The organism is Alcanivorax sp. HI0044 (assembly GCF_001634945.1).
In genome coordinates this window covers 1-967 of the sequence record NZ_LWEZ01001874.1, presented here as the reverse complement: position 1 = coordinate 967, position 967 = coordinate 1, and the positions used below count along the sequence as shown (strand labels likewise).

The window sequence follows — 967 nt, the reverse complement described above, 5'->3', positions numbered from 1 at the left end:
GGCGCGCTATCGTCACCGGCCTTACGCCCTACATGAATGAGCCGNTCCNGCTGGAGGCGGTCAGCCACTGGCAGCAGCATTACGCGGAGCGACCCAGCTTTTCCCTGCAGGGCTTTGTCAGCGATCTGTGTCGCCTGTTCGACTTGGGCGAACGGCGCCACCATATTCACATGAGCCTGGTGCAAGCGATGACGCTTTCCGACAGCGAACTGGCCGCCGATCCATTGGCCAACAGCAACCACAACCACACCGAAGCGCACCCGTGCACCCATGCGTTTCAGTGCCTGCTCCAGGCCCTGTGGCAGGGACTTGGCAAACGGGCAGCCAGCCAGATACAGCTGGATTTGGGTGCACAACTGCGCCAGGCCAGCGTTAGCCCCGAAACCCGCCTGACCATGGAATACTGGCTACAATCACCGGACCAATCACTGAGCCCCCTACCCTTGACCAGCTTGCGAGACCAACTGAACCGCACCTATGTCCTGCTATGCGAACGGCTGGGCCCTGTCGAGGCGGATCGACAACTCAAGGCGGCGTACCAGGCAACGCTGAACCGACTGGATGACAAGGAGGCCCTGCAAACCTTGATGTAGCACTGCCCCACTGTGCACCGAGACAGGATCAGGTACTCTCAGGGATCGAATAAGCAAAGGCAGGGGTGGCCATTGATGGCCACCAGGGGGAGACAGTGAAATTACACCACCAGATATTCATTGCCATGCTGGCCGGCGCACTGGCAGGCAGTTTCACCGCCGAATCCAGTACGCTACTCGGGCTGCCTGTGCTCAGCGGCTACGATCTGGTGGGAACCCTGTTTATCAATGCCCTTAAAATGGTCGTCATTCCGTTGATTGTGACAGCCATTATCAACGGCATGGTGGGCGTCGGTGATGGGCAGAATCTGGGCCGAATGGGCCTGAAAACCGTGGCCCTGTACATGACTACCACTCTGGTAGCCGTGCTGATC

Annotated in this window: 2 protein-coding genes; both read left to right on the top strand. The window is 59.1% G+C overall.

The genetic code is table 11. From position 1 onward, the window contains the following. Positions 1-593 (top strand): hypothetical protein (locus A3730_RS27935; RefSeq protein WP_063539382.1); only part of this gene is annotated, 593 nt, incomplete at its 5' end. Between the two features lie 95 nt (positions 594-688). Next, a partial coding sequence (locus A3730_RS27930; RefSeq protein WP_156501418.1) for a cation:dicarboxylate symporter family transporter occupies positions 689-967 on the top strand: 279 nt, incomplete at its 3' end.